Genomic DNA, 19580 nt, shown 5'->3' with positions numbered 1-19580 from the left:
AATTTGGGATCCATTGCACCGTGTTGGCAGAAACCTGAACCAGTAAGGTTCAAGGCGGAAATTCGAAGAGTACCGCAGGCTTCCCACTTCAAGGTGGGCTTGCTCAATAGCAATCTATCTCATATCCTTAGTTGTTTATTTATCGGCTCAGGGGATATAGCCAATCACAAGTACAACAGACAATTAATATTATCACCTGCTTCCTTGAGAAGTGTCTAGTTTTTTATAAAAATATAGTGTTTTTCTGACATTTGAAAGGGGTAATATAAAATGGGTTGCGCTTCTATTGAAAACATATCAGCGTAAAATTCACACTTATTAATTTTATAAATGTGAATTTATTGTGAATGACTTAAGCTTTTCCAGCCTAACCTTAAATGTTGATTTGGTAAAAAACCTAGACTCCTTGGGTTACAGCTCTATGACACCGATTCAGGCATTGAGTTTGCCTATGATTCTAACGGGTAAGGATGTTATTGGTCAAGGCAAAACTGGCTCTGGAAAAACAGCTGCTTTTGGATTGGGGTTGTTAAATAAACTTGATGTTAAGTCATATAAAATCCAAGCAATCGTTTTATGCCCGACCCGAGAGTTAGCTGACCAAGTGGCAAGCGAGATTCGTAAATTAGCCAGAGCAATTCATAATATTAAGGTATTAACTTTGTGTGGTGGAGCGCCATTTGGCCCTCAAATTGGTTCTTTGGAGCATGGTGCGCATATTGTGGTTGGAACGCCGGGTCGCATAGAAGAGCATTTGCGTAAACGCACATTGAAACTTGATCATATCGATACACTAGTTCTTGATGAGGCTGATCGTATGCTGGATATGGGCTTCCAAGATGCAATTGACGATATTATTGAAAAAATTCCAAGTCATCGACAAACCTTATTGTTTAGTGCGACGTATCCGCAAGAGATTGATGATATTGCAGCTCGGGTTATGAACGACCCATCTACTGTTTGCGCACCTTCCACGCATGAAGAGTCTACCATTAAGCAATATTTCTATCAAACTAATTCTGATGATGAGCGTATGACCGCATTGCGTCTGATATTGGCTAAGAATAAGCCAGAATCGGCTTTAGTATTTTGTAATACGAAGCGTGATACCCAGGATGTGGCAGATGAATTGATCTATTATGGTTTTTATGCATTAGCGATACATGGTGATTTAGAACAACGGGAGCGTGATCAAGCATTAATTCGTTTTTCTAATAAAAGTGTTTCCGTGTTAGTGGCAACTGATGTTGCTGCTAGGGGTTTGGATATTGATTCACTTGATATGGTGATTAATTTTAACATTGCTCATGATCCTGAGGTTCATGTCCATCGTATTGGGCGTACAGGTAGAGCTGGGCGTAGTGGCGTTGCTGCAACTTTCTACAGTGATAGAGAGACCAGAAAACTTGAGTCTTTAGAGATTGAAATAAGTCCTGATGATTTACCTAGTGAGGTGCATCTTGATAAGCCAGTTAAGAAGCCAGTCATGACTACGTTGAAAATTGATGGTGGAAAAAAGCAAAAGCTTCGACCTGGCGATATTGTTGGCGGACTCACTGGAAAGGGCGGAATTCCTGGTGATAAAATTGGCAAAATTACGGTTGCTAGTAATTGGTCTTATGTTGCAGTTGAAACTGCACTGGTTAAAACAGCCTTAAAGAAAATTCAAAACGATAAACTGAAAGGGAAAACTTTTAGAGTAAGGATTCTTTCTTAATCTAACAATATTTTTATTGGAAATTTGATTGGATTTGTAGCGATATTATTTGAGGTAATGATCTATATTGACAACTAACCCTCTAATGGAGTCACTTCTAGAATTTCCCATGTTTCAGAATCGTAGCTAACTTCATAACCTGTTAATGCCGATTCAACCTGATCTCTAAACAATAAGGGCAATTCCCATACGCGTGTACAGCCTGGGTATCCAAAAATATCGTGATAGGTGTTATCAGAAATTGTTAGATGTTTACTCATGCCCATTTGGGCAAAACTACCCATAACATCCTCAACGAAGGTTGGTGGAGATAACGGGTAAAAGTTTATATTTTCATACATCCTTACAGTTGCAATAGATTCTAGTAAATTTGCTTTAACTGCTTCTTCATCTTGCAAGTCTTGTACTAGTTCAGTCACCAATTCTTGTTCTTGATCAATCGTGATTGAATGAATCATTGGAAAAACTGTCATTTTTTCAATAGACATGATAACTCCTAATGTTTAAAGTGACGCATGCCTGTAAACACCATTGCTATACCATGTTCATTTGCTGCTGCAATCACCTCGTCATCACGCATTGAGCCACCTGGCTGAATAATAGCCTTAATGCCGGCTTCTGCTGCAGCGTCAATACCGTCTCTGAATGGGAAGAAGGCATCTGATGCCATTACTGAACCCTCAACCACAAGCCCTTCATCGGCTGCCTTAATACCTGCAATTTTAGCTGAGTAAACACGAGACATTTGGCCAGCGCCAACACCAATAGTCATTTGATTTTTAACATAAACAATGGCGTTGGATTTAACGGCTTTTGCTACTTTCCAGGCAAACATTAAGTCATTCATTTGTTCATCTGTTGGTTGGATGTCGCTCACACATTTCACATCATCTTTGGCGATTGAGCCCAGGTCTTTGTCTTGTACAAGTAGACCGCCAGTGACTCGTTTATAATCGAGTGAGGGTTGTGCCTTGGTTAAATTGCCGCACTCAAGAGCGCGGACATTTTGTTTAGCTGATAATACTTCTTTGGCATCATCATCAACGCTTGGTGCAATGATTACTTCAACGAATTGACGATCAATAATGGTTTGTGCAGTATCTTTATCTAGGTTACGATTGAAGGCGATAATGCCGCCAAAGGCGGAAGTCGGATCTGTTTTAAATGCATCGTCATAAGCTTCAAAGATGCTTGATCTAACAGCCACACCACAAGGGTTAGCATGTTTAACGATGACACAGGCAGGTTCATCAAATGTGCGTACACATTCTAATGCTGCATCAGCGTCAGCCATGTTGTTGTAGGACATTTCCTTACCTTGGAATTGGGTGCTTAATGCTACACAAGCCTCTTTAATGTTATTCTCTTTGTAGAATGCGGCTGCTTGGTGTGGGTTTTCACCGTAGCGCATTGACTGTGTTTTATGAAATTGAAGATTCATGGTATTAGAAAAACCATCTTCGCCTTTGCCTAAGTAGTTGGCAATAGCGCCATCGTATTGCGCTGTATGCTCAAAAGTTTTTAGCGCTAATTTTGTTCTAGTTTCTAGTGTTGTGTCACCATTTGCACTGATTTCATCTATAACCGTTTGATAATCAGCGCTATCAACTACAACAGTAACTGATGCATGGTTTTTGGCACTAGATCTAAGCATTGCAGGGCCGCCAATATCAATATTTTCAATCGCATCTTCTAGTGTGCAGTCAGGGTTGGCGATGGTTGCTTGGAAGGGGTAGAGATTAACCACTACTAAATCAATTGGATTAATATCATTTTGCGCCATCACATCTTCATCAAGGCCACGGCGTGCCAAAATACCGCCATGAATTTTAGGATTTAAGGTCTTAACACGACCGGCCATCATTTCAGGGAAGCCAGTGTAATCAGATACTTCAATGACCGGAATGTTATTATCTGCCAAGAGCTTAGCTGTGCCACCTGTAGATAAAATTTCGATGTTATTTGTAGCAAGTGCTTGAGCAAGTTCGATAACACCAGTTTTATCAGAAACACTGATTAGCGCACGTTGTATAGACATGTTATTCCTTTGATTTTTAATGAATAATAAAGAAAATTATTATAAAGTGTTAAAGCTTGTAAAGTTCGATTTTTTTCTTTAATGTGCCACGATTGATACCAAGTACACGTGATGCTTCGCTTTGATTGTTATTGACCAAATCTAAAACAAATTTAATAACAATAGGCTCTACCTCGTTAATCACCATTTTATGAACGCCAGAGGCTTGCTCGCCATCGAGTTGCTCAAAATAGCGATCTAATTTTGCATTGATACAAGTGGGTAAATCCATCGAACTCATAATCGGTTTAAATAGTCTTTAAAAAGGTTGAATTGTTGTCTACGTTCGGTTACTTTGTTAATAGAATTCCAAAATTTCTGAACGTGATTTTCGTCAAGGTGCGTAGCATACCAAAGAATATGCTTTCTGGCGAGTCTCAATCCCAAAAAATCACCATAAAACTCATGAATTTGTTGAATATGATGAAGGATCGTGACTTTCTTAACTTCAAGTGGTACAGGGTCAGCTATTTTTCCTGTTTTTAGGTAATGATCAATTTGAGAAAAAATCCAAGGATTTCCCTGAGTGGCTCGACCAATCATAACGCCAGAAGCGTTTGTGTAGTCAAGCACTTCTTTAGCTTTTTCGGCGCTAGTTATGTCACCATTAGCGATGACTGGAATATCCACTTGGCTAACTATCGATTTAATAATGTCATATTCGGCCATGCCGTTGTATTTATCTTCTTTTGTACGCCCATGTATGCTTAACATCTTAATGCCTGCTTGTTGTGCAATTTGGGCAATAGTAGGGGCATTTTTATTATTAGCACTCCATCCAGTTCGCATTTTAAGTGTAACTGGGATGTCAACAGAATCGACTACCGCCTCTAAGATGTCTTGCACTAATTGCTCATCTTGCATGAGTGCTGAACCGGCGGCCTTATTACAGACTTTTTTGGCAGGACAACCCATATTGATATCAATGATATCAGCGCCATAGGTAACAGCTTTAATAGCAGATTGCGCCAACTCTATAGCATCCGATCCGGCAATTTGAATGCTAATTGGCTGAACTTCACCTTCAAAATCTAGACGATATTTTGACTTGTTCGTATTGAGTAAATGCTCTTGAATAACAACCATTTCAGAGGTAGTAAGTCCAGCACCTAGAGATTTACATAGCATTCTAAAAGGCTTATCACTGGTGCCAGCCATAGGTGCAAGCAATGCAGATGAATTTAGAGTGTAAGGCCCAATTTGAATCGACACAACACTAACTTATTTCTTTTCTTTTCTAGTTTTTTCAAGCAAACGTCTTTGCTTAAGTTTGGATAAATGGTCAACAAATAGCACCCCATCTAAATGATCAATTTCATGTTGAATGCAAACACCCAGTAATTCTTGCGCCTCTAGTTCAAATTCTTCACCATGTTCATTTAGCGCTTTAACTTTGATATGATTAGCGCGCGTTACACATTCGTAATAATTTGGTACAGATAGGCAGCCTTCGTCCCATTCTAGCTCACCATCCTTTGCAATAATTTCTGGATTAATCAAGCACAGTGGCTGAGACTTGTCTTCTGATGTATCAATAACAATGAGGCGAATGTGGTGATCAACCTGAGTTGCCGCAAGCCCTATTCCAGGGGCATCGTACATGGTTTCAAACATATTCTTAACCAGGGTGCGAATTTCATCATTAACCACTTCAATTGGAGAGGCTTTAGTTCGAAGACGCTTATCTGGATAATGCAGTATTGGGAGTAACATAATTATATTATAGTGTTTTTTGTGTTTTTAGATTGGCTTGGATGATCTTCATTAAAGTGCAAGCCTCGACTTTCATCTCTAAATAGTGCTGATTGAATAATAATTTGAGCAGTTTTAACTAAATTTCTGAGCTCAATAAGATCGCTTGATATTAGATATAAACTGTAATACTCATTTACCTCTGTTTCAATTTGTTCTAGCCTGTGATTGGCATAATTTAAACGTCTATCGGAACGAACAATGCCAACAAAATTCCACATAATTGAACGCACTTCATCCCATAAATGGGTAATAACAACTTTCTCTTTAGAGGGTTCAACTCGAGAAGCATCCCAGGGTTCAAATTCAATATAATTTGAATTTGAGATTTGGTGATTAATATCACGGGCGCAAGATTTGGCAAACACAATGCATTCTAATAATGAATTGCTAGCCATACGGTTGGCGCCATGTACGCCAGTATGTGCTACTTCGCCAATAGCATATAGATTTGTAAGATCGGTTTTTCCATTAAGATCAGTATTAATACCACCACAGGTGTAATGTGCCGCCGGCACAACAGGAATAGACTGTTTGGAAATATCTATACCGAAGTCTTTGCATTTAGCGTAGATGGTAGGAAAGTGTTTCTTGATCCAGTCTTTGCCTTTAAATGATATATCCAAATAGACACAGTCAAAGCCGCCAGATTTCATCTCTGAATCGATAGCTCTAGCAACAATATCTCTAGGGGCGAGCTCGCCACGCCCATCATATTTATGCATGAACTTCTCACCATTTTCTAGATGTAGCTGACCTCCCTCTCCACGAATTGCCTCAGAGATTAAAAATGATTTGGCGTGTGGATGATAAAGACAAGTTGGGTGAAATTGTGCAAATTCCATGTTAACAATATTGCAGCCAGCGCGCTTAGCCATGGCAATCCCATCGCCTGTTGAAGTATCAGGGTTAGAAGTGTAGCGATATATTTTGGACGCACCCCCAGTTGCTAAAATGGTTTTATGGGCCACAAAACTTTCAACTTGATGTGTGTGTTTGTTAAGGATGTAAGCGCCATGACATTGATTTTTTTGAATGAGCAAATCAATAGCAATGTATTCTTCAAACAGTGTGATATTTTCATACTGTTTAACGTTATCTAGCAAGTTTACTTGTATTGATTGACCAGTTTTGTCAGCAACATGTGCCACTCTCCTGTGAGTATGGCCACCTTCGGTCGTTAAATGATAATCTTGATTAGATCTAGTGAAATTAACACCAGACTCTTCTAATGAGGCAATAGCTGCAGGAGCGTTTTCTACCATAAAGCTAACCGCTTTTTTATCAGCCAAGCCACAAGCGGCAGACAGGGTGTCGGCAACATGTGCGTCAAAATTGTCATGCGCATCTAAAACAGCTGAAATTCCACCTTGTGCATAAAAAGAACTACCCTCTAATAGCTGGTCTTTGGCAATTAGTGCAATAGAAAGGTTTTTTGATAATTGTAGAGCGCTCATTAATCCAGCACTACCTGTGCCAATGATTAAAACGTCGAATTGATGCTGTTTGGACATACGATAAAAATATTAAATTTTTGGCCTGACCATTAAGATGAGTTTTGGCAATAGTGTTAAATTCGCTATTAGTGCACTTAACATGGCAATGGCAGTAAAAACACCGAAATAGATACTTGGAATAAAATTGGATAGCGCTAGAATTAAAAATCCAAGAGCAACCGTAATTGAAGTGTAGAACATGGCCAAACCAATGCTTGCATGGGAACGATACATGGTTTTCGTATAATCACCATCTTTTTTGAATTCATCCTTGAATCTGTGAATATAGTGAATAGCATTATCTACACCAATACCGATGGCAATGGCTGAGATGGTAATAGTCATTAAGTCAAGTGGAATATTGGCCAAACCCATAATGCCTAAAATGAAGAGTGATGGTAAGGTGTTTGGAATTAGAGCTAATATGGACAAGCTCACAGATTTAAACACAAATAAAAACATAATGAAAATAATACCAAAGACAACAGCAATGGTTTTTATTTGAGAGTCAAATAAGCTTTGTAACATATTGTTATAAAGCACTAACATGCCACTGAGACGGAAACTTTCAGGGCGAAAACCAAATTCATCAGAGATATGGTGATTAATTCTATTGATTAGTTCATCTCTTTTTAAATCTTGATTAGTTTCTTGAATGCGAACAACGATGCGTAATTGCCCACTATCTTCTGAAATATATGGATCTAACACGTGTTTTTTAGCTGATTCAGGAATTTGACTGCGGACGATGTTTAAGAAAAAACCATTAAGCGGCTCACCATTATTGGCTTCGGTTAAGATGCTCATTAGCGTGTCAATGGATAAGACTTTCCCAGTTTCTTTCAAACTATCAAGGTAGTTATGTATTGCATGCACTTCGTTACGCAAGTCTTCATCATACCAATAGTCTTCTGCTAAATCTTCAAAGACAATTTCCAAAGGAATTGTGCCGCCAAGCTCTTTGTCAATTAATGTGAGACCTTGGTTGATTTCCGTACTTTCTTTGAAGTAATCAATAAAACGATTTTCCACGCTAAGTTTGTTAATACCAATACCCGCAATGGCAATAAACACAACAAGAGCCACCAATAAGTGATTGCCAAAACGTTCAACAAATTTAGCTAAAGCGGTAGTAAATCCTAGTTCAGTTTTATGTGCGGCAATCTTTGGTTTAGGTAGTAGCGACATAACCATTGGAAATGCCAGAAAGGAAAGAGTTAACGCTATAGTAACACCTATTGACATCATCCAGCCAAAGTCAATAACAGGGCGAATGCCACTAATTAGTAGCGAAATAAATGCCGCAAAAGTAGTAAGTGTAGTGAACAAGCAAGGTTTAAACATTTGTGTTAATGTATTTTTAATCAGTTGTTGCGAATCAAGATTAGGATCAAGCTGTGCTAATTCACGGTATCGAACCACCAGATGAATAATCACTGAGAGAGTCATGACCAGTAATAATGAGAAGAAATTACTCGAAATAACAGTCACTTTCCATTCTAAGAATGCTAGCAGGCCGGTCATTATTAATGCGCCAGTAATGCTAATGGCAATTGGCATGACAACCCAACGCAATCCCTTAAAGATGATTGCCAAAACCAATGTCATTAAGCCGATAACCGCCAAACTAAAGACGATTAAATCACTACTAATATAACTAACAATATCAGTAGTGATCATTGGCAAGCCGCCTAAGAATAAACTGGCCTTGTCAGAATATTTAATAATTTGCGCACGAATCTGAGCAATCGTTTGAGCTTGTTGGTTGTTTTGCGTGCTTGTATTACGCAGGACTTGTCTTTCTATGCTTTTAAGCTTGGCTAATTGACTCGGATCTAGATTGTTATTTGTACGCTCAACACGCATTGCGTCACGCGTTTCCCTAAGCTCTATAAATCTTTGGTTGTCTTTTAAAGTTATTAGAATAGCTGTTGTTTGCCCATCCTTGCTGACTAAGTTATTTCCATATAGTGGCGAAGATTTAAATTCATTAATGGCAAGTGAAAGATTGGCATTCCCATTTTCGATGGTTATGTTTTCTCCAGCTAAATCACTTAATGATAATGGTGGTGAGCGGAAAAGTGGCACATCCAAAATACTAGTAACCGACTCAACTTGCTTAATATTTTTTAAATCACTCTTAAAATTTGCTAAATGAGTTAGTTGTTGCGGATCAAGTAAGTTATTCTTAACTTGGTAAGAGATAACTAGATAATCATCAGAGCCATAATTCTTTTTTATGCGTTGGTAGAATGCTAGATTGTCATCGCCTTCAAGTACTAAAGAGTCTGAAGAGGCATCAAACTGAAAATTTGGAATTTGAGAGACAAAAAACCCTGCAATAATTAATAGCAGGGTTATGCCTAAAATAGATTTTTTTAAAACAAAATCAAAAAATGTATTCATGTAATCGGATGATTTAAGTTGGATTAAAATTCAAATTTTGCTGCCGTTTCTAAACCTTGCATGACATCTAGTTGGGTTTCAAACAATGATTTCGTATCCCATTTGTGTTCGCTAAGTCGAGTAATAATTTTTGCACTCATTGCTTTTCCTGTCCCCTCAACAACAAAAATTCGTCCACCAACATTTAGCAAGTGAAAGAAGCGCCCAGTGATCTTTGGTACTGATGTACTGATAACCACTACATCGTAAAAATCAGTAGAACGTCGCCAGCCTTTTGAGGCATCGCCAACTTCCAAAGTAACGTTGGAAATACCAAGATCATTGATTCTTTGTTGAGCAGAATTGCTTAGTTCTTCATTAATTTCAATACTGGTAACCGATTGACAGAGTTTGGATAGCACTGCAGTTAAATAGCCACTACCTGTACCCACCTCTAAAACAGTTTCGTTCTTTTTAATGTCTAGTGCATCAAGTAAACGACCCTCTACTTTTGGAGAGAGCATCTTTGATTTGTCAGTTAAAGGAATTTCTATATCAGCAAAAGCAAGATTCTTGTAGTTCTCGGGTACGAAATTCTCTCTAGGTATGTCTCTGAGAGCGTTGTTGGCAATATAGTCTAAACCGCCCCATGGACGGATCTGATTATCAATAGCATTTTTTCTGGCTTGAGAGATGTTCATAATATATTATCGTTTTTTTGGAGGTAGTAAATCAGTAATTGTGCCTTCTGCCATTTCAACGGCAAATGCAGTGGTCTCAGATAAAGTAGGGTGTGCATGAATGGTTAGCGCAATATCTGACATATCGCAACCCATTTCAATGGCTAGCGTAGGCTCGGCAATCAGTTCCCCTGCATTGGTTCCACAAATTCCCATGCCTAAAATTCGACCTGTTTTCTTGTCAAATAGCGCTTTTGATACACCTTCACTTCTGCCAATACTTAAACTTCTACCTGAAGCTGCCCATGGAAACTTACCTACTTCGTAGTCAGCGCCTTCTGCCTTAAGTTCTTTTTCAGTTTTGCCTGTCCAAGCCACTTCGGGATCGGTGTAGGCAACAGATGGAATAGTGAGTGCGTCAAAACCTGAATTATGTCCACATATCACTTCAGCAGCAACCTTTGCTTCATGCACAGCTTTATGTGCAAGCATTGGTTGGCCAACAATATCACCAATGGCATAAATATTATCAATATTGGTTTTCATTTGTTTATTAACATTAATAAATCCCCAATCATCAACTTCAACCCCAGCCTTGTTGGCATCGATTAATTGACCATTAGGACTGCGACCAATTGAAACTAACACTTTGTCAAAGGTGTCGAATTCTGGTGCTTTTTTACCTTCAAATCCAACTTTAATTCCTTCGTCCAATGCTTCCATGCTAGCAACTTTAGTGCTCAAGAAAATATTAGCGTATTGATTTTTAATACGTTTAAATAATGGGCTGACGATATCTTTATCAGCACTAGCAATCAATTGGTCTGATAATTCTACAACAGTTATTTCACTACCAAGCGCAGCATAAACAGTGGCCATTTCCAGTCCAATAATACCGCCGCCAACAATCAATAGACGCTCTGGAATATTTTCTAAATCTAGTGCATCTGTTGAATCCATAACTCGCGGATCATCAAATGGAAATGCAGGAATTTTGGTGACACGTGAACCTGCGGCAATAATGCATTGTTCAAATTCTATAATTTCATCACTGTCATTGATAGCAATTTGGTTATTAGAGATAAACTTTCCGTAGCCAGTAACCACATTAACCTTTCTTGCTTTGGCAAGTGCTTTGATTCCGCCTGTTAGTTTAGATACTATACTTTCTTTGTTGCCACGCACGTTATCGATGTTAATATCAGGTTCGTTAAAAGTAACACCAAGATGCGACGCCTCTTTGGCTTCGTTGATAACCTCAGCTGTATGTAATAACGCTTTTGATGGGATGCAACCAACATTTAAACAAACACCACCCAGCGCTTCATAGCGCTCAATTAAGGTTACCTCTTTGCCCAGATCGGCTGCTCTAAATGCAGCTGTATAGCCACCTGGACCAGATCCAATAACAACAACTTGGGTTTTAGTAATCATAATAAAATCTCTCTGATATCGCTTAAAATTGAGTTTAGATCAGCCATAAAGCGTCCGCCTTGTGCACCATCAATGACACGGTGGTCGTATGATAGAGCTAATGGTAAAGTTAAAGTTGGGATAAAGTTTTTGCCGTCCCAGATTGGTTTCATTTGTGATTTTGAAACGCCCAAAATAGCAACTTCTGGAGAATTTACAATCGGGGTAAATTGCGTACCACCAATACCTCCTAGACTAGAAATGGTAAATCCTGCGCCTTGCATGTCTGCTGGCTTAAGCTTGCCGTCACGTGCTTTGGCTGAAGTCTGCGCTAATTCTGTGGCAAGATCGGTTAATGATTTTCCGCCAACATCTTTGATCACCGGCACAACTAAACCATTAGGTGTGTCCATGGCAATACCTAAATTAAAGTACTTTTTAATAATAAGGTTTTCGCCAGATTCATCTAAAGAAGCGTTAAAACGAGGGTGATTCTTTAGCGCTTGAACTACAGCTTTCATGATAAATACTAATGGCGTTAGTTTAACCCCTTTGGCCTTTTGCTCCTGTCTAAAGCTCTCCATTTGGTCGATATTAACTTCATCAAACTGAGTTACATGAGGAATGTTTAGCCAGCATGCAGTCAAATGTTTGCCTGATAACTTATTAATTCTTGATAAGGCCAGTGTTTCCGTGTCACCAAATTTAGAAAAATCAATAACCGGTGTTTTTGGCAATCCAGCACCTGTTCCACCCGAGGTAATAATTTGTTTAACGTGGCTCTTTAAATCTTCATCAAGCACTCTGCCTTTTGGGCCAGTGCCTGATACTGTGCTAAGATCAACACCAAGCTCTCTTGCTAATTTGCGAATAGAAGGTGAGGCATGAGATTCACCCTTTGGTAAGGTTGAAATTGATTGATCTAGTGCTGTCTCAACTTTCTTAACTGCTGGAGTTGGAGCTGTTACAGGTGTTTGTACAGGTGTTGTTTCTATCGGAGTTTCAATTGCTACCGAACCAGAGTTAGTTGTCTCTATGTTGAGAATTAAATCACCCAGGCTGAGTTTATCACCTAAAGCAATATTGATTTCAACAACCTTTCCAGCAACTGGTGTTGGAATTTCCATTGATGCCTTATCACTCTCAAGTGTAATAATACTATCTTCTTCTGAAAGTTCATCGCCAACATTGGCAAGAATCTCAATTACTTCAACTTCGTCAAAGTCACCAATATCAGGCACTATAACAGGCATAATTTGAGTGCTAGATTCTGTAGTAGCATCTATTTCTGCAGCAGCAGAATTGTTATCTGTCGCGTTTTCTTCGGCACTTTCTATGGCGATAACAACATCACCTTGTTTGATTTTATCGCCTATATTCACACTAATGCTACTAACAACACCAGCACTAGGTGTTGGAATTTCCATTGACGCCTTATCGCTTTCTAAAGTTATAATGCTATCATCAACTTCAATTGTGTCGCCAACATTCACTAAAATCTCAATAACCTCAACTTCATCAAAGTCACCAATATCAGGTAATTCTATATTTTTTATCGCAGACATAATGTAAATTTCACTACTCATTTAAAGATGATAATTATCGCAAAAATAGGCGTAAAAAGGAGATAAATGTTAAAATACTTTTGATATTATCTTTGTCAGCTTGATTTATTTTCTTATTGGACTTTTGTTAAATGCCAAATGCACTATTAATTTCAGATCTAACCAAAACTTATGCTAATAATGTTCAGGCATTATCACAAGTTAATCTCACCGTAGCTCAAGGTGATTTCTTTGCACTTTTAGGTAGTAATGGCGCTGGAAAAACCACCATGATTGGCATTATTTGCTCGTTGTTGCATAAAACTTCTGGTGAGGTGAATGTGTTGGGAATGAATCAAGCTACACAGCTTAACAATGTAAAACGCATGATTGGACTTATGCCGCAGGAATTTAACTTTAATCCATTTGAGCCAATTGAAGAGATTTTAATTAATCAGGCAGGATATTATGGCATTAGTCATCGAATGGCTAAAATTAAGGCTGAATCCTTGTTAAGGCGAGTAGAGCTTTGGGATAAACGCCAAGATATTGCTAAGTCATTATCGGGCGGCATGAAAAGACGTTTAATGTTGGCAAGGGCTTTAATCCATCAGCCAAAAATTCTAATTCTTGATGAGCCTAGTGCAGGTGTTGATGTTGAGATTCGTCGATCCATGTGGGCGTTTTTAAAGGAGTTAAATGCCGAAGGGATGACAATCATTCTCACAACTCATTATTTAGAAGAGGCTGAGTCTTTATGCCGTAATATTGCTATTTTGGATAAGGGTCAAATCATTGAGCAAAGTAGCATGAAGAAATTGTTAGCTAAAGTTTCACAGCAAGTGTTAATCTTAGAAAGCGCTAAAGTTTTGCCTGCTGTTCTGCCAGAAGTTAGCTTTGAAGCTAAAAGACTAGATGACTACTCACTTCAGGTTATTTTAGATGGCATCAATATTAGTTCTGCTTTAAATGAATTAAGTAAACAAGGTGTAGAAATTGAGCATGTTAGAAGTGCGCAAAATCGACTAGAGACTTTATTTTTACGCTTAACTTCAAAGGCTGGTTAGCATGTGGATTGCATACAAAACAATTGTTGTTAAAGAGATTTTAAGATTTTCACGAATTTGGGTGCAGACCATATTTCCACCCATTATCACGACTTCATTGTATTTATTAATCTTTGGTGGCTTGATGGGCGAGCGTATCGGGCCAATGCAAGGAGTGGATTATCTACACTTCATTATTCCTGGTATTATTTTAATGACCGTTATTCAAAATGCTTATGCCAATACAGTCTCATCATTCTTTTTGGCTAAATTTAACCATAGTATTGAAGAGTTATTAATCTCCCCAGTGTCTTATTGGGTGATTTTATTGGGCTATATTTCTGGCGGTATTGCACGTGGATTTACGGTGGGACTTGGTGTTTTTATTGCGGTATCTTTTTTCGTTGACCTGCAAATACACAGTATTTGGGTTGTGCTAATTACTTTTTTATTAACGGCTGTTTTGTTTTCGTTGGCTGGATTTATTAATGCAGTCTTTGCTCAATCATTTGATGATATTTCAATTGTTCCGACCTTTATATTGATGCCAATGACTTACTTAGGCGGTATGTTTTATAGTGTTGATATCCTGCCAGAGTTTTGGCAAATGATGAGTAAGTTCAATCCAATTTATTATATGGTGGATAGCTTCAGAATGGGATTTTTGGGGAGTTCTACCACTGATTTTTCTATATCAATAGTTGTATTGCTGTCAATGATTTTAATCCTAGCAACTGTTGCTTATTATTTATTAAAAAGAGGGATTAATATTAAGACTTAATCGAATCTTCTCTACCTGAAAGTATGCGTTTAATATTGCTTCTATGAGTGTAAAAAATCCAGAGACATATGATAGTGATGATATAAGTCGCATGAAGATTATTGTTACTTAAATAAAAGAAAAATACAGGAGTTAGTAAAGTAGCGATTAATGCTGACAAAGAGGAGATCTTTAATACTTTGGCAACAAAAACCCAGATCAAAGCAAAGCTAGCACCAATTGTTAAACCTAATGCAAATAACCCGCCTAAAAAAGTAGCGACACCCTTGCCACCCTTAAAGCCGAAAAATATTGGATACACATGCCCTAAGAACGCAGCTAATGCGACCCATGTAGCATCTGTTAGATCAAACCCAACATAAAGGGCGATTGCTACTGGTAAGGCACCTTTAAGACCATCACCAACTAACGTAATAGCCGCCGCTTTCTTGCCGCCAATACGTAAAACATTGGTTGCACCTGGATTATTAGAGCCTTGAGTTCTTGGGTCTGGTAAGTTTAGCGCTTTACAAACAAGGATGGCAGTTGAAATGGAGCCAATAAGATAGCTAAGGATGATTGCAAAAGAGAACTCGGGTAACATAGTGGCTTGAATTTTTAAAAGAGTTTAATTGCTCAAAATGTTACTATGGATATTGTATTTATACAAGGATTAAAAATTGACTGTGTTATTGGTATTTATGATTGGGAACGTGAAATTCGTCAAGATATCACGTTAGATATTGAAATGGGTTTTGATATTGTTCCTGCAAGTAAGACTGATCATATTGACCAGACGCTTGACTATAAGGCGGTTTCAAAGCGCTTAATTGATTTTGTTAAAAATAGTGAGTTTCAGTTGGTTGAGACGCTTGCTGAAAGAATTTGCGAAATTATTCTTAACGAGTTTACGGTTGAAAAGGTTAAGCTGACGCTCAACAAAGGCAAAGCTGTTACCGGTGCACAGGGTGTAGGCGTTATTATTAATCGCTATAAAAATGGCTAAAATTCATATTAATATTGGCTCAAACCAAGATCGCGAAGTGAATATTGTGGGCGCTATTGATTTTTTGAAACTGAATTTTTCTGACATCAAGATTTCTGATATTTTTGAGTCGCCTTCCGCAGGATTTGATGGCGATGACTTTTACAATGTAGGCGTCAATGCGACGACACAGCTGTGTATTGAAGATGTAAATGCAGTCTTAAAGAGTATTGAGAAAACTTTTGGCCGAGATCGATCTCAGCCTAAATTTTCATCTCGAATCATTGACTTGGACTTGGTTATTTATGATGACATTATTGCGCCAGAGCAGAACCTACCTAGAGATGATATTATGATATATTCGTTTGTTTTGGCGCCACTGGCTCAACTAAGTGGCAATGACATTCATCCAATTGAGAGAAAAACTTACCAGCAGCTTTGGCAGGCCTTTCAAAGCAAAAACCAATTCGAATTATCGCAGTATAATATTGAAAAAATCCTTTAGCATTCCGGAGAAACTTATGCATAAAATTAAATTTATTTTGTCTGTACTGTTGTTAAATCTTTCAATGTTTGCTTTTGCAGGCTCTTATACAGAGGGTGAGCATTATATAAAACTTGATAAGCCAGTTAAGACGACAACAAAAGAGCAAATCGAAGTTAGAGAGTTGTTTTGGTATTACTGTCCGCATTGTTTCAATGTAGAGCCAGTATTAAACAATTGGGTTAAGACTTTGCCAAATAATGCGGTATTCATCCGTCAACCTGCTGTTTTTTCTGATCGATGGGTTAACGGCGCAATTTTTTATTATGTGTTGGAACAGCTTGGTGAGGTTGAGCGCCTACATGGTAAATTGTTTGACGCTATTCATTTACAAAAAATAGCCTTTACTACTCAAAGTGATTTTGTTAACTGGTTAGGTGATCATGGCATTGATAAAAATAAAGCAAATAATGCATTTAAGTCTTTCTCTGTGAGAGTTAAGGTTAATAAATCTAAGCTTAATACAGTGAAATATCACACTTCAGGCGTACCTGCTATTGTTGTTAACGGTAAATACTGGACTGACGCTTCTCATGCAGGTGGTGAATTAGCAATGTTTAAAGTGGTCAATTATTTAATCGAAAAAGAATCTAAATAAATAATCTTTGTGCTTGATTGCGTCTTAGTTTTATCTGGTCTTGACCCTTGTGGTGGCGCTGGTATGGCTGCCGATATTGAAACCATTAATCAATTTGGGGTGACACCTCTGCCCATTATTACCACGCTTACTGCTCAAAATACACAGCAAGTTGGTGCTGTCCAAGCAGTGGATGATCAATTCATCAAAAAACAGCTGGACATGTTGACTGATGATATTCAAATGAATGTTGTTAAGATTGGTCTACTATCATCTGCTAAGCAAATTAATACAATCGCAAGTTGGCTAAATACAAACCATTGGATTGTGCTTGACCCTATTATTAAAGCCAGTACGACAGACGAATTATTAACACAAGACTCTATTCAAGCATTGAAACAAGAATTGCTGCCAAAGGTGAGTTTATTAACCCCAAATGTTGCTGAATTAAAGGCTCTAGCACCAGGATTGAGTGAGCAAGAGGCTATCGCTTCACTGCCTTGTGAATGGGTTTTGTTGACAACAACTGACACCTCTGAACAATTGATTGAGCATCGGCTTTACCATCAGAGTAAATTATTTAAATGTTTTTCTTATCACAAATTACCTGGTGATTATCACGGTTCTGGCTGCACACTATCAAGTGCTATTAGTGCGCTAATAGCTTCAAAAATTGAGATGCATATAGCTGTTAAGCGTGCTTTAGACTACACATACCAAACTTTGTTAAATGCCAAACGAATAGGTAAAATACAATATCATCCCAATAGAATAACCCCTTGATATGAGTTTTATAAATAATTGGCTAAGATCTGACATTCAAGCGATTAACGCATATCATGTACCCCCATCAGGCGACATGGTTAAACTTGATGCCATGGAGTCTCCTTTTCCCTTGCCTGATGATTTAATTGGTCAATATTTGGCTTATTTGGCTGACAGTGAGCTTAATCGTTATCCAAATCCAGGTGCTGAGGAATTAAATCAGACATTACGACAACTAATGGATATTGCTGATGATTTCGGTGTTTTGTTAGGTAATGGCTCAGATGAATTAATCCAGCTTTTGGCATTGGCTTGCGAAACCAATGATACAATCTTAAGTGTTGAGCCAAGTTTTGTCATGTATGACATGATTGCAAAATTTACACGATTAAATTATCAGGGTGTGGCACTAACCAAAGATTATCAATTAGATTTAGCACTCATGTTGCAAGCTATTGAAAAGCATAACCCTAAGCTAATTTTTATTGCATATCCCAATAACCCAACGGGCAATACATTTGATAGAGTAGAGATTGAAACTATTATTCAGTCCACCGATGCTATGGTGGTTTTGGATGAAGCTTATTATGCTTATGCGGGCGACAGTTTTATAGATGATATTGCTAAATATCCAAATTTAGTTGTATTACGCACAGTGTCCAAAATCGGGTTTGCAGGTTTGCGATTGGGCTTATTAGTGGGCGCTCAAGAAACAGTCGCAGAGTTAGATAAATTACGCCTACCTTATAACATCAATACCTTGACTCAAGTGAGTGCTAATTTTTTATTAACAGAAAAGGCAGAAATTAATAAAAATGCAGCAATCATTATTGAACAGCGCCAGCTACTATTAATAGAATTAGAGAGGGTGTCTGGCTTAACTGTATATCCTTCACAAGCTAATTTTATTTTATTTAAGGCGCCTAGAGCACAAGAATTATTTGATTATTTAAAAGAGAATGGCGTATTGATTAAAAATCTTAGCAGTGCACCAAAGTTAACTGATTGTTTGCGTGTAACCGTAGGTGATAATGATCAAAATCAGTTATTTATGCAAATAGTAAAGCAGTTTTACACTCTGTAAGGCGACATCAATGATTGACAATAAAACCTTAGAAAAATATATTAATAAATACTTAAATATTGTTAAATTTAATGATTATTGTCCAAATGGACTTCAAATTGAAGGAAAAACAGATATTCAGAGCATTGTTTCTGGTGTCAGTGCCAACCAAGATTTGATTGATCGAGCAATTGATGAAAAGACTGACGCGCTGTTGGTTCATCATGGTTTTTTTTGGAAGGGTGAGGTGCAAACCCTTACCGGTATAAAGAAAAATCGCATTAAAGCTTTACTGGAAAATAATATTAATTTATTTGCTTATCATTTGCCATTAGACGCGCATCCAATTGTTGGGAATAATGCGCAATTGGCGCGATTATTCAATCTTAAAAACCCTCGGCCGATTGGTGACACCTTGGTATGGGAAGGCGAATCAAGCGCTACTCTTACAGAGCTTTGTAATATTATTGAATGTGCAACATCACGCCAAACTTTGTCTTTTGGCACCCAAGATAAGAAAATGAACAAAGTGGCTTGGTGTAGTGGTGGTGCTCAAAACTATATTAAACATGCTATTGATAGTCATGCTGATTGCTTTATTACCGGAGAAATTTCCGAACAAATTCCTGCCATTGCTAAAGAAAATGACATTGCGTTTATTTCTGCAGGGCATCACGCTACCGAGCGATATGGTGTGCAGGCGCTAGGTCAGCATTTAAGTCAAAAATATTCATTAGATTATCAATATATTGATATTGATAATATTGTTTAATAAT

The 19580-nt window shown here is 38.0% G+C and carries 20 protein-coding genes and 1 other RNA gene; 9 read left to right on the top strand and 12 right to left on the bottom strand.

All coding sequences use genetic code 11. The features are described 5' to 3' along the window. Window positions 1-3: 3 nt before the first annotated feature. A non-coding RNA gene (ssrS, locus tag P8M52_RS04660) (6S RNA) lies at window positions 4-185 on the bottom strand. Window positions 186-343: 158 nt separating this feature from the next. On the opposite strand from ssrS, the gene dbpA reads away from it, so the two are divergent. After that, on the top strand, window positions 344-1717 hold the full coding sequence (gene dbpA, locus P8M52_RS04655; RefSeq protein WP_300308015.1) for an ATP-dependent RNA helicase DbpA: 1374 nt from the start codon (window positions 344-346) through the stop codon (window positions 1715-1717). Window positions 1718-1791: 74 nt separating this feature from the next. Here dbpA and P8M52_RS04650 read toward each other — a convergent pair whose 3' ends face one another. From P8M52_RS04650 to P8M52_RS04605, 10 genes are read right to left on the bottom strand one after another with little or no spacing between them, the layout of a single operon-like run. Beyond that, the gene (locus P8M52_RS04650) at window positions 1792-2205 is read right to left on the bottom strand and encodes a hypothetical protein (RefSeq protein ID WP_300308012.1); all 414 of its coding nucleotides are present in this window, start codon (window positions 2203-2205) and stop codon (window positions 1792-1794) included. Between the two features lie 8 nt (window positions 2206-2213). Next, complete coding sequence (gene purH / locus P8M52_RS04645) at window positions 2214-3755, bottom strand: bifunctional phosphoribosylaminoimidazolecarboxamide formyltransferase/IMP cyclohydrolase (RefSeq protein WP_300308009.1); 1542 nt, start codon at window positions 3753-3755, stop codon at window positions 2214-2216. Between the two features lie 49 nt (window positions 3756-3804). Beyond that, window positions 3805-4035: a helix-turn-helix domain-containing protein gene (locus tag P8M52_RS04640; protein WP_300308006.1), complete on the bottom strand. Its 231-nt coding sequence runs from the start codon at window positions 4033-4035 to the stop codon at window positions 3805-3807. Continuing rightward, entirely contained in the window at window positions 4032-5006 is a 975-nt protein-coding gene (dusB, locus tag P8M52_RS04635; protein WP_300308003.1) for a tRNA dihydrouridine synthase DusB, read from the bottom strand. The genes P8M52_RS04640 and dusB overlap by 4 nt, the downstream gene beginning before the upstream one ends. Before the next feature lie 9 nt (window positions 5007-5015). Beyond that, entirely contained in the window at window positions 5016-5507 is a 492-nt protein-coding gene (gene def, locus P8M52_RS04630) for a peptide deformylase (RefSeq protein ID WP_300308000.1), read from the bottom strand. Window positions 5508-5509: 2 nt separating this feature from the next. Beyond that, on the bottom strand, window positions 5510-7060 hold the full coding sequence (gene nadB, locus P8M52_RS04625; protein ID WP_300307997.1) for an L-aspartate oxidase: 1551 nt from the start codon (window positions 7058-7060) through the stop codon (window positions 5510-5512). A gap of 12 nt (window positions 7061-7072) precedes the next feature. Then, a complete protein-coding gene (locus P8M52_RS04620) occupies window positions 7073-9448 on the bottom strand; it encodes an MMPL family transporter (protein ID WP_300307994.1) in 2376 nt (791 codons plus the stop codon). A gap of 23 nt (window positions 9449-9471) precedes the next feature. Next, a complete protein-coding gene (locus tag P8M52_RS04615) occupies window positions 9472-10128 on the bottom strand; it encodes a protein-L-isoaspartate O-methyltransferase (RefSeq protein WP_300307991.1) in 657 nt (218 codons plus the stop codon). A gap of 6 nt (window positions 10129-10134) precedes the next feature. Beyond that, window positions 10135-11538, bottom strand: coding sequence for a dihydrolipoyl dehydrogenase (gene lpdA / locus P8M52_RS04610; protein ID WP_300308059.1), 1404 nt, complete (start codon window positions 11536-11538; stop codon window positions 10135-10137). After that, window positions 11538-13085 (bottom strand): dihydrolipoyllysine-residue acetyltransferase, encoded by a 1548-nt coding sequence (locus P8M52_RS04605; RefSeq protein WP_300307988.1) that lies wholly within the window; start codon window positions 13083-13085, stop codon window positions 11538-11540. The genes lpdA and P8M52_RS04605 overlap by 1 nt, the downstream gene beginning before the upstream one ends. A 131-nt stretch (window positions 13086-13216) precedes the next feature. Between P8M52_RS04605 and P8M52_RS04600 the strand changes: the two genes are divergently transcribed. After that, on the top strand, window positions 13217-14131 hold the full coding sequence (locus P8M52_RS04600; protein ID WP_300307985.1) for an ABC transporter ATP-binding protein: 915 nt from the start codon (window positions 13217-13219) through the stop codon (window positions 14129-14131). Window position 14132: 1 nt separating this feature from the next. Next, window positions 14133-14891: an ABC transporter permease gene (locus tag P8M52_RS04595; RefSeq protein WP_300307982.1), complete on the top strand. Its 759-nt coding sequence runs from the start codon at window positions 14133-14135 to the stop codon at window positions 14889-14891. Here P8M52_RS04595 and plsY read toward each other — a convergent pair. Then, window positions 14881-15474, bottom strand: coding sequence for a glycerol-3-phosphate 1-O-acyltransferase PlsY (gene plsY, locus P8M52_RS04590; RefSeq protein ID WP_300307979.1), 594 nt, complete (start codon window positions 15472-15474; stop codon window positions 14881-14883). The genes P8M52_RS04595 and plsY overlap by 11 nt on opposite strands. A 45-nt stretch (window positions 15475-15519) precedes the next feature. Here plsY and folB point away from each other — a divergent pair, with 45 nt between their 5' ends. The 6 genes from folB to P8M52_RS04560 are packed head-to-tail and all read left to right on the top strand — an operon-like array spanning window position 15520 to window position 19576. Further along, on the top strand, window positions 15520-15876 hold the full coding sequence (gene folB, locus P8M52_RS04585; protein ID WP_300307976.1) for a dihydroneopterin aldolase: 357 nt from the start codon (window positions 15520-15522) through the stop codon (window positions 15874-15876). Then, the gene (gene folK / locus P8M52_RS04580; protein ID WP_300307974.1) at window positions 15869-16360 is read left to right on the top strand and encodes a 2-amino-4-hydroxy-6-hydroxymethyldihydropteridine diphosphokinase; all 492 of its coding nucleotides are present in this window, start codon (window positions 15869-15871) and stop codon (window positions 16358-16360) included. The genes folB and folK overlap by 8 nt, the downstream gene beginning before the upstream one ends. A gap of 16 nt (window positions 16361-16376) precedes the next feature. Continuing rightward, entirely contained in the window at window positions 16377-16997 is a 621-nt protein-coding gene (locus P8M52_RS04575; protein ID WP_300307971.1) for a thiol:disulfide interchange protein DsbA/DsbL, read from the top strand. 9 nt (window positions 16998-17006) lie between these two features. Beyond that, a complete protein-coding gene (locus tag P8M52_RS04570) occupies window positions 17007-17759 on the top strand; it encodes a hydroxymethylpyrimidine/phosphomethylpyrimidine kinase (RefSeq protein ID WP_300307967.1) in 753 nt (250 codons plus the stop codon). A gap of 1 nt (window position 17760) precedes the next feature. Further along, complete coding sequence (gene hisC / locus P8M52_RS04565) at window positions 17761-18825, top strand: histidinol-phosphate transaminase (RefSeq protein ID WP_300307964.1); 1065 nt, start codon at window positions 17761-17763, stop codon at window positions 18823-18825. Between the two features lie 10 nt (window positions 18826-18835). Then, window positions 18836-19576 (top strand): Nif3-like dinuclear metal center hexameric protein, encoded by a 741-nt coding sequence (locus P8M52_RS04560; protein ID WP_300307961.1) that lies wholly within the window; start codon window positions 18836-18838, stop codon window positions 19574-19576. The last annotated feature ends 4 nt before the right edge of the window (window positions 19577-19580 follow it).

The organism is Candidatus Thioglobus sp., from assembly GCF_029243085.1.
Lineage (GTDB): Bacteria > Pseudomonadota > Gammaproteobacteria > PS1 > Pseudothioglobaceae > Thioglobus_A.
The sequence above is the reverse complement of the archived record's forward strand: the minus strand, read 5'-3'. Positions and strand labels throughout refer to the sequence as shown.

Bases quoted from the DNA above. Each gene is read 5' to 3' on its own strand.
- P8M52_RS04650 (WP_300308012.1), bottom strand. From the start codon at position 2,205: ATGTCTATTGAAAAAATGACAGTTTTTCCAATGATTCATTCAATCACG.
- purH (WP_300308009.1), bottom strand. From the start codon at position 3,755: ATGTCTATACAACGTGCGCTAATCAGTGTTTCTGATAAAACTGGTGTT.
- P8M52_RS04640 (WP_300308006.1), bottom strand. From the start codon at position 4,035: ATGAGTTCGATGGATTTACCCACTTGTATCAATGCAAAATTAGATCGC.
- def (WP_300308000.1), bottom strand. From the start codon at position 5,507: ATGTTACTCCCAATACTGCATTATCCAGATAAGCGTCTTCGAACTAAA.
- nadB (WP_300307997.1), bottom strand. From the start codon at position 7,060: ATGTCCAAACAGCATCAATTCGACGTTTTAATCATTGGCACAGGTAGT.
- P8M52_RS04620 (WP_300307994.1), bottom strand. From the start codon at position 9,448: ATGAATACATTTTTTGATTTTGTTTTAAAAAAATCTATTTTAGGCATA.
- P8M52_RS04615 (WP_300307991.1), bottom strand. From the start codon at position 10,128: ATGAACATCTCTCAAGCCAGAAAAAATGCTATTGATAATCAGATCCGT.
- P8M52_RS04605 (WP_300307988.1), bottom strand. From the start codon at position 13,085: ATGTCTGCGATAAAAAATATAGAATTACCTGATATTGGTGACTTTGAT.
- P8M52_RS04600 (WP_300307985.1), top strand. From the start codon at position 13,217: ATGCCAAATGCACTATTAATTTCAGATCTAACCAAAACTTATGCTAAT.
- P8M52_RS04595 (WP_300307982.1), top strand. From the start codon at position 14,133: ATGTGGATTGCATACAAAACAATTGTTGTTAAAGAGATTTTAAGATTT.
- plsY (WP_300307979.1), bottom strand. From the start codon at position 15,474: ATGTTACCCGAGTTCTCTTTTGCAATCATCCTTAGCTATCTTATTGGC.
- folB (WP_300307976.1), top strand. From the start codon at position 15,520: ATGGATATTGTATTTATACAAGGATTAAAAATTGACTGTGTTATTGGT.
- folK (WP_300307974.1), top strand. From the start codon at position 15,869: ATGGCTAAAATTCATATTAATATTGGCTCAAACCAAGATCGCGAAGTG.
- P8M52_RS04575 (WP_300307971.1), top strand. From the start codon at position 16,377: ATGCATAAAATTAAATTTATTTTGTCTGTACTGTTGTTAAATCTTTCA.
- hisC (WP_300307964.1), top strand. From the start codon at position 17,761: ATGAGTTTTATAAATAATTGGCTAAGATCTGACATTCAAGCGATTAAC.
- P8M52_RS04560 (WP_300307961.1), top strand. From the start codon at position 18,836: ATGATTGACAATAAAACCTTAGAAAAATATATTAATAAATACTTAAAT.